Source organism: Flavobacterium sp., assembly GCF_043773265.1.
Classification (GTDB): Bacteria; Bacteroidota; Bacteroidia; order Flavobacteriales; family Flavobacteriaceae; genus Flavobacterium.
The window spans coordinates 1-8,558 of record NZ_JAYVFH010000055.1; the positions used below are offsets into that span (position 1 = coordinate 1).

The 8,558-nt window shown below is 28.7% G+C and carries 9 protein-coding genes; 3 read left to right on the plus strand and 6 right to left on the minus strand.

Going from position 1 to position 8,558, the window contains the following annotated elements; all coding sequences use genetic code 11:
- From ACH2BO_RS02915 to ACH2BO_RS02925, 3 genes are all read right to left on the minus strand, one after another.
- The coding region (locus tag ACH2BO_RS02915; RefSeq protein WP_395043261.1) for a 30S ribosomal protein S7 at positions 1-343 on the minus strand (343 nt) is incomplete at its 3' end.
- Positions 344-369: 26 nt separating this feature from the next.
- Entirely contained in the window at positions 370-753 is a 384-nt protein-coding gene (gene rpsL, locus ACH2BO_RS02920; RefSeq protein WP_011963473.1) for a 30S ribosomal protein S12, read from the minus strand.
- Between the two features lie 208 nt (positions 754-961).
- Positions 962-1,915: a T9SS type A sorting domain-containing protein gene (locus ACH2BO_RS02925; RefSeq protein WP_395043262.1), complete on the minus strand. Its 954-nt coding sequence runs from the start codon at positions 1,913-1,915 to the stop codon at positions 962-964.
- A 456-nt stretch (positions 1,916-2,371) separates the two neighbouring features.
- Between ACH2BO_RS02925 and ACH2BO_RS02930 the strand changes: the two genes are divergently transcribed.
- Together ACH2BO_RS02930 and rlmB are read left to right on the plus strand one after the other, a co-directional pair.
- Positions 2,372-3,976, plus strand: coding sequence for a hypothetical protein (locus tag ACH2BO_RS02930; RefSeq protein ID WP_395043263.1), 1,605 nt, complete (start codon positions 2,372-2,374; stop codon positions 3,974-3,976).
- 65 nt (positions 3,977-4,041) lie between these two features.
- Complete coding sequence (gene rlmB, locus ACH2BO_RS02935; protein ID WP_395043264.1) at positions 4,042-4,776, plus strand: 23S rRNA (guanosine(2251)-2'-O)-methyltransferase RlmB; 735 nt, start codon at positions 4,042-4,044, stop codon at positions 4,774-4,776.
- 118 nt (positions 4,777-4,894) lie between these two features.
- Here rlmB and ACH2BO_RS02940 read toward each other — a convergent pair whose 3' ends face one another.
- Positions 4,895-5,671: a rhomboid family intramembrane serine protease gene (locus ACH2BO_RS02940; RefSeq protein ID WP_395043265.1), complete on the minus strand. Its 777-nt coding sequence runs from the start codon at positions 5,669-5,671 to the stop codon at positions 4,895-4,897.
- Between the two features lie 177 nt (positions 5,672-5,848).
- Here ACH2BO_RS02940 and ACH2BO_RS02945 point away from each other — a divergent pair, with 177 nt between their 5' ends.
- Complete coding sequence (locus ACH2BO_RS02945) at positions 5,849-7,126, plus strand: replication-associated recombination protein A (RefSeq protein WP_395043266.1); 1,278 nt, start codon at positions 5,849-5,851, stop codon at positions 7,124-7,126.
- 29 nt (positions 7,127-7,155) lie between these two features.
- Here ACH2BO_RS02945 and ACH2BO_RS02950 read toward each other — a convergent pair whose 3' ends face one another.
- Together ACH2BO_RS02950 and ACH2BO_RS02955 are read right to left on the minus strand one after the other, a co-directional pair.
- Complete coding sequence (locus ACH2BO_RS02950; protein ID WP_395043267.1) at positions 7,156-7,914, minus strand: hypothetical protein; 759 nt, start codon at positions 7,912-7,914, stop codon at positions 7,156-7,158.
- Positions 7,914-8,558 (minus strand): YjjG family noncanonical pyrimidine nucleotidase (locus ACH2BO_RS02955; protein ID WP_395043268.1); only part of this gene is annotated, 645 nt, incomplete at its 5' end. The genes ACH2BO_RS02955 and ACH2BO_RS02950, both read right to left, overlap by 1 nt.

Consider the following 8,558-nt stretch of genomic DNA (forward strand, 5'->3'; position numbering starts at 1 on the left):
CATTTCTTCTTCTTGAATAAAGAATCAACCATTTCATAGCCATAGAAATTTTTCTATCTGGTCTAATTTGCATTGGAATTTGAAATGTAGCTCCACCTACTCTACGACTACGTACTTCTACGTGAGGCATAACATTGGTTAATGCATCTTTCCAAATATCTAATGATAATTTTTCTGCATCTTGCTTTTTAGATTCGATGATGTCAATTGCATCATAAAATACTTTAAAAGCTGTTGATTTTTTACCATCCCACATTAAGTTGTTCACAAAACGTGTTACCAGTTGGTCATTAAACCTTGGATCTGGTAAAAGTGGTCTTTTCTTTGCCGCTCTTTTTCTCATTTCTTTTTCTTAAAAGTTTTTAAAAATTACTTTTTAGCCTCTTTTGGGCGTTTTGCTCCGTACTTAGATCTTCTTTGTGTTCTTCCTGCTACACCTGATGTATCAAGCGCACCACGAACAATGTGATACCTAACTCCTGGCAAATCTTTTACCCTTCCACCTCTGACTAATACTATCGAGTGCTCTTGAAGATTATGTCCTTCTCCAGGGATGTAAGCATTTACTTCGTTTCCATTTGTTAAACGTACACGCGCTACTTTACGCATTGCAGAGTTTGGTTTTTTTGGAGTCGTAGTGTAAACACGCGTACAAACACCTCTTCTTTGAGGACAAGAATCTAGGGCAACCGATTTAGACTTCTTAGTCATTTTGGTTCTTCCTATTCTTACTAATTGTTGAATTGTTGGCATAATTAAATACTAATTTTTCTTTTATTTATTAATTCCCCACTTTTTAGGGGTTGCAAATGTAGTAATTATTTTTACTAAAACAAATCATAATTCATTAAATTTTGTCAACAAACTTAAAAGTAATTTTTTATGATATTTTAGTATACAAATAAAAAAGCCAACTGTATAGATATTTGTTACAGTTGGCTTTAAATGAAAGTTGAGAAATTTATTCTTTTAAAATTTTAAAAACTTTATTTGACACTTCAGTTTCTACATTAATCAAATATGTTCCCTTTTGATAATCAGAAATATCTATAAAACTAACTTTATTATTGACTAATCTAGTTTCTAAAATTCTTCCTTGAATGTCTAAAACTTGAAACTTAATAATGTTATTATTACCATTTATAGTTATCGAAGAAGTTGTTGGATTTGGAAATACTTGAATATCTATTTTATCAAACTGTTCTAGATTTAAAATTTGATGATCTGATGGTGGAAAAGAGTAATAAAATAAGAAACCATTTTGACCAGCAACCGGAGTATATACATTATCATAGAAAGCTAAATTTTGACCTTGTCTTGAGTAATGATAAATCCGTTGAAAAAGACTTAGTGAAAAATCTTGTTGAAGTGATGAAAAACAAGTGTAATTAATGTTTCCAACACCTTCTAATGCTTGTCCAGTTGTCACATCATCTGAATGTCCTTTTATTAGTTTTAAATTTAATCCATTGTTAATTATTGTTCCAACAAAATCAATTGGGCAATTAAATGGACTGTACATGTCACCCAATTGAGAATTGACAACAAACTGATTGTCAAAGTGTAATATCTCACTTACACCTGAGTTAATATAGAAATTTCCAGTTGGGTCTTCTCTTAAATAACAAACAAATTGGGTTTGATTGGCTGTTTGAGGATAAATAATATTTGAATAATCAACTTCATAACCAATATTGTAATACGTTTTATACATTTTATAATAGGTATAACCATTAATGTTTTGAAATCCATCAAAAAAAAGAGTCTTAAATTCACAGTTATGATATCCTGCATCGCCTCTATGTTCTAAAACCTTCCACTCCGATGTTTCATCAAGATAATGAGAATAATAGATTTGTGAAAAACTATAATTACTAAAAAAAATAATCACGATTAACTTTATTATTGATTTCATATCATTGTTGTCTGATAAAAACAAATATATCAATTATTCTTACTAAAACAAATCATAATTAATTTTTCAAAGAACTAATTATTTGTTTTTTAAAGGAATAAACAATAGCTGTTTCAAAATTTAGTTTTAACTTTTAGAAATTTTATTACAACAAATTCAATTCAAATATTCTACAACAGAAAAAATATATTAAACTGTAAATTTTTACGTTATTTTTACAACGTTAATCAAAAACAAAAACAGATTGCTATTTAGCCCTGATGCTAAGGAAAATCCTTTTTTATCATCTCGACAACCGTCGAGATGATAAAAAAGATTTGGAAATGCAGCAGGAATATGCAATACTGATAAAGCCCAAGCCATTCGCTCCTAGAAACTGAAATGAATTCAGCTTAAATGAACAAATTAATATCTCTTTTTATTTTCTTTTTTTGTCTAAATAGTTTTGGGCAAAATATGCATTTGAAAATTACTGGAGCAAGCGAAAATCAAATTAAAGTTATTGATTCTATAGGATATGAAAAGTCTTTTAGTAATGCAAAAGGTATTTTTGATGAAGGTAAATTGTTTTCGGAAAAGTTAATGAAGGATGGTTTTTTAGAACATCGAATAATTGAATCTAAAAAAGAAAATGACAGTACTTTTTTATTGCGTTATGACCTTGGAAAAAAAACTAATTTTATACATATATATATAGGTAAAGATTTAGACAAAAAATATTGGGATTCTTACACTATTAAAAATGATACTTTGATGTTGGTTTTTTCGGAAAGTGAGGTTTTTTTAAACTCTTTATTGAAGAAATTGGAAAGCAATGGTTTTTCTATGTCAAAAGTGAAATTAGAAAACATTTTTATTAAAAATAATTATGTTAGTGCAAATTTGAAGATTAACTATGACAAAAAACGTGAAGTGAATGATATTGTAATTAATGGTTATGATAAATTTCCTGAAGGTCATAAAAAGAATTTGAAACGTTTGTATAGAAAACGAATTTTTAATCAGCAGAATTTGGACAAATTGTATAAAGATATTGAACAATATAGATTTGTAAAACAAACAAAATATCCAGAAATTTTATTTACTAAAGATTCTACAAGGATTTTTGTGTATCTAGAAAAAGCTAAAGCCAATTCATTTGATGGATTTATTGGGTTCTCAAACGATGAAAATAAGAATGTGATTTTTAATGGTTATTTAGATTTATCGCTAAGTAATATTTTAAATTCTGGCGAAAAGTTAGCTTTGTATTGGAAGAGTAATGGTGAAGACCAAAAGACCTTTAATCTTGGCATTGAACTTCCATATGTTTTTAAAAGTCCATTTGGTTTAAAAGCTCAATTGAATATTTTTAAACAGGATAGCACTTTTCAGAACACGCAAACAACAATAGATTTGGGTTATTATTTCAATTATAACACTCGATTGTACTTGGGTTATCAATCAGGTGAATCAAGTGATATAAAAAATTTAAATACTTCAACTTTAAGTGATTATACAAATAAATTTTTTACAACAAATTTTGAATATATAAATTTTAAAAACAACAATTACCTTTTCTCTGAAAAAAGTAATTATAACCTAAAAATTGGTGTTGGAAAACGCGACTCTAAATTTCAAACTAATAATCAATTTTATGGAAATGTAAATTTGAAACATAATTTTTATTTAAATGATAAAAACGTTATCAATATAAAAAGTCAGAATTTTTATTTACAAAGTGAAGAATATATTATTAATGAATTGTATCGTTTTGGAGGCATCAACTCAATACGTGGCTTTAATGAAAATAGTTTACAAGCAACCGCATTTTCATCAATTTTAACAGAATATCGTTATATTATTTCGTCAAATATTTATGCCCATTCTATTATTGATTATGGTTATTTTCAAGATAAAACTTCTAATGTAAACGGCAACCTTTTGGGATTGGGTTTTGGTTTTGGATTACTAACAAAAAACGGTCTTTTTAATTTAGTTTATGCTAATGGAAGTACAAAAGAGCAAGCAATAAAATTCTCGAATTCTATTGTGCATATTAGTTTGAAAGCATCCTTCTAAATTTTTATCCCGAAGTTTCGTTACTTAAACTTTTAAACCTTCTTTTAAAAGTTTACCTTTGCAAAATGGAAAAAGAAAACCAAATTTTTGGAATTAGAGCTATTATTGAAGCTATAAATGCAGGAAAAGAAATCGATAAAGTGTTTGTTCAAAGCGATGCACAAAGCGAATTGATGCAGGAATTGATGAAAGCTATGAAAAAAAATAGCATAAACTTTTCATATGTTCCTGTTGAAAAATTAAACCGATTAACTCCAAATAATCATCAAGGTGCGGTGGCAACTATTGCTCCAATTGGCTTTGTAAAACTTGAAACTTTAGTTGACAGCGTTATAGAAAGTGGCAAAATGCCATTGTTTTTAATCCTTGATCAATTGAGTGACGCTAGAAATTTTGGCGCCATAATTAGAACTGCCGAATGTACTGGTGTTGATGGAATTATAGTTCAAAAAACTGGTTCGGCGCCAGTAAATGGTGATACTGTTAAAACTTCTGCAGGAGCAGTTTTTAATGTGCCAATTTGCAAAGTTGATCATATAAAAGATGCAATATTTTACCTTCAAGGAAGTGGGATAAAAACCGTTGCAGCAAGTGAAAAAACAGAAAATAAAATTTATGACATTATGCTGAACCAACCTATAGCAATAATTATGGGAAGTGAAGACAGAGGAATCAATCCATCAGTTTTAAAAATTGTTGACGAAACTGCCAAGTTACCTATGTTTGGAACTATTGGTTCTTTGAATGTTTCTGTGGCTTGTGGCGCTTTTTTGTATGAAGCGGTTAGACAAAGAAGTTAAAAAACATAATAAATATTAATATCAATTGAATGACTTGTTTATTTAAGAGTAATACAATATCCTATTTTTATATACTATAAAAGTTTATATAAAGTAATCAAGTCTAAATGCCAAACTATTAGATTTGATTACTTTTTTTATCATTAATATTCTCTTTGAAATCATAAATATACCTTATCTGTTCAGATAAAACTTCTTTTTTTTCTATTTCTATTTCCTCTGGTTCTGGTGTATTCACAAAATTACCATTCTCGTCAAAATGCTTCATAAAAGCATCTTCATCTGGATTAAAATTGGGTTTTTCCCATTCATATTGAATGTCTTTTATGTAATCTGGCGTTTTTAGTTTTATTGCAAAAACAAATCCTGTTATTAATCCTGCCAAGTGTCCTTCCCAAGAAATTTTATGATCTACATCGGGAAAAACATACCAAATCATTCCGCCATATAAAATTACAACAACAAGCGACAAAGCCATTAATCTATAATATTGCGTCATCATTCCTTTAAAAAAAATGAAAGAGACTAGAACATATATCAATCCACTTGCACCAATATGATAGGATTCACGACCAATAATCCAAGTAATAATTCCAGAAAGTAGAATTCCATAAACCAAAACTTTTAAAGAAACTTCTCTATAAAAATATATTAAAGCAGTTGTTAATATAAAAAGAGGCAACGAATTATTGGCAATATGGTTTAAATCACCATGTAAAAACGGACTAAAAAACACTCCTTGCAATCCAAAAAAAGAGCGAGGAAAAATTCCATGAATATTTAAATCTAGGTTAAAAGAATTATCTAAATAAAAAACAAACCAAATAGCAACCAAAAAAAAAGTTGGAATAATCCAAGTTGATGGTGAGAATTTAAAATGATTGTGGTCGTTCATTAATATTAATGTTAGTTTTAAAATATTAGATTTATCAAAAATACAACCAATTCTATTTTAATGCTATTTTGTCATATAAAGTTAATTTGGTTATTTGTTGATTTGTTGATTTGAAAACTTAAAATGTATTAAATTTGAGGATTCAATTTTTTTTAAACTACCAATTCCAAAAATATAATGGAAGCACCATTAGCAGAACGTATTCGTCCTCAAAAACTAGAAGATTATATTAGTCAATTGCATTTAGTTGGTCCAAATGGCTCTTTGACACAACAAATTGCTCGTGGTTTAATTCCGTCAATGATTTTTTGGGGTTCACCTGGAACAGGAAAAACAACTTTAGCACAAATTATTGCTAAACAAAGTAATCGTCCTTTTTATGAACTAAGTGCTATAAACTCTGGCGTAAAAGATATTCGCGATGTTATAGAAAAAGCAAAACAAAGCGGTGGATTATTTACAGCTAAAAATCCAATATTATTTATTGATGAGATTCATCGTTTTAGTAAATCGCAACAAGATTCATTATTGGCTGCAGTAGAAAAAGGTTGGATAACTCTTATTGGAGCAACAACAGAAAACCCAAGTTTTGAAGTAATTCCTGCATTATTGTCACGTTGTCAGGTATATGTTTTAAATCCGTTTTCTAAAGAAGATTTATTATCACTTTTAGAAAGAGCTATCAAAGAAGATAGTTTTATTTCATCCAAAAAAATTAAAATCAAAGAATCAGAAGCGTTATTGCGACTTTCTGGTGGCGATGGACGCAAACTATTAAATATTTTCGAACTTGTCGTAAACGCAAGTTCTGAAAGCCAAATTTTGATTACAAATAAAAAAGTTTTGGATTTGGTGCAACAAAATACTGTTCTTTATGATAAAACTGGCGAACAACATTATGATATAGTTTCGGCCTTTATAAAATCTATTCGTGGAAGTGATCCTAACGGAGCAGTTTATTGGTTGGCAAGAATGATTGAAGGTGGCGAAGATGTAAAATTTATTGCTCGAAGAATGTTAATCCTTTCAAGCGAAGATATTGGAAACGCTAATCCAACAGCATTTATAATGGCAAACAATACATTTCAAGCTGTTGCAACCATTGGTTATCCTGAAAGCCGAATCATCTTGAGTCAATGTGCAGTTTACTTAGCAACTTCTCCAAAAAGCAATGCTAGTTATATGGCAATTGGTGAGGCACAAACTCTAGTAAAACAAACTGGTGATTTACCTGTTCCTATTCATTTAAGAAATGCTCCAACCAAATTAATGAAAGAATTGGGTTATGGTGATGAGTATGAATATTCACATAATTATGCCAACAATTTTAGCGAGCAAGAGTATTTACCCGAAGCAATTTCGAATACAGTTTTTTATAATCCTGGAAATAATTCTCGCGAAAACGGAACAAGAGAGTTTTTAAAAAATCGTTGGAAAGATAAGTACAATTATTAGTGTTCAGTGCTCAGTTTTTAGTTGGCCGTTTAAAACTTCACATCCACTTTTTCTGAAACCAATTTTTCATTTTGATAATATTCAAAAAACCATTCGTTGTTTCTTGAAAAGAAAACTCCTTGAATTGTAGCTTTTGTGGCGATATAAAAATCTTTTGTTGAAGTTTTTAAAATTTTATAAATCACCTTTGGTTCTGAATCTATTATTTGAAAGCCATTTGTAATAGGTTGAACAAATAAGGATAAATTATCAACTTTAGAAGTATAAACCTTAACATCTTGGGTAGTTACAACAACTTTTTCTACATTTATTTTAACTGGAGCTGGCTCGCCAATCATTCCAAGACTTTTTTGTGATGTTTCATTAATGTTATATTTATGATTTAAACTTTCAAAAGATTTAAATGCTTCTCTAAGTGCCTGATTGTATGCAACTCCATAATCTTTATCACGGCTTTTCCCTTCTTGTGATACATATAAAATATTGTTTTTGCAATCTTTTAAGACTACTTTAATTTTAGTCATCATTAAAGTATTGCTTTCTTGCAAATCAACATAAACTTTATTACAGTTTTCATTGGCAAATTCGTCTGGAAGAATATCTGAATCTAAATAACTTTCAAAACCATATTTTTCCATAAACATTTTTGTCAATGTATTCAATCGATATTGGTCATTTTCTTTAAGAATAGAAAATTTCAAAGGAACTTTTGCATATTTATATTGATTTAAATTTTGACCAAATCCAAAACTTGAAACCAACAAAAGCAAAATGATATATTTTTTCATTATAAATATTTTTTTAATTCTATTAAATTATTTACTTGATTAATGTGTATCGGAATTTCAATTCTATTTTCATTAAAATGAATTGCTTCCATCCCAAAACTTAATGCTCCTTGAACATCTGCATCAATGCAATCGCCAATCATAACGCTAGATTCTTTACTTGCGTTTGCCAAAGATAATGCAAATTCAAAAATTTTTGCGTTTGGTTTTTTTACTCCAGCCATTTCTGAATTGGTAACAGATGAAAAATATTCTGAAATTCCAGAATTTTTTAATTTCTTATATTGAACTTCGGCAAACCCATTAGTAATAATATGAAGTTTGTACTTAGATATTAAATAATCTAAAACTTCATTTGCACCATCAAAAAGTTTGTTGTTGTCTGGTAAAAATGAAATATAATCAATTGACATTTGATTGATTTGTTCATCAGAAATATTATAATTCATATAATCAAACGACTCTCTTAATCTTTTATATCGTAATTCATCATGAGAAATTTCATCAACTTGATACAGTTTCCAACAAGCTTGATTAATTGGCGCATAAATTTTAATAAAATATTTTGTGTCAATTGTTGGATGTTGTTCTTTAAAAATTTTATCAAACGCCAATTCCGAATTTTTATCAAAATCCCAAAGTGT

Excerpts from the sequence above, each read along its gene's own strand:
- ACH2BO_RS02930 (WP_395043263.1), top strand. The coding sequence starts at position 2,372 with ATGCATTTGAAAATTACTGGAGCAAGCGAAAATCAAATTAAAGTTATT.
- rpsL (WP_011963473.1), bottom strand. The coding sequence starts at position 753 with ATGCCAACAATTCAACAATTAGTAAGAATAGGAAGAACCAAAATGACT.
- ACH2BO_RS02945 (WP_395043266.1), top strand. The coding sequence starts at position 5,849 with ATGGAAGCACCATTAGCAGAACGTATTCGTCCTCAAAAACTAGAAGAT.
- ACH2BO_RS02950 (WP_395043267.1), bottom strand. The coding sequence starts at position 7,914 with ATGAAAAAATATATCATTTTGCTTTTGTTGGTTTCAAGTTTTGGATTT.
- ACH2BO_RS02940 (WP_395043265.1), bottom strand. The coding sequence starts at position 5,671 with ATGAACGACCACAATCATTTTAAATTCTCACCATCAACTTGGATTATT.
- rlmB (WP_395043264.1), top strand. The coding sequence starts at position 4,042 with ATGGAAAAAGAAAACCAAATTTTTGGAATTAGAGCTATTATTGAAGCT.
- ACH2BO_RS02925 (WP_395043262.1), bottom strand. The coding sequence starts at position 1,915 with ATGAAATCAATAATAAAGTTAATCGTGATTATTTTTTTTAGTAATTAT.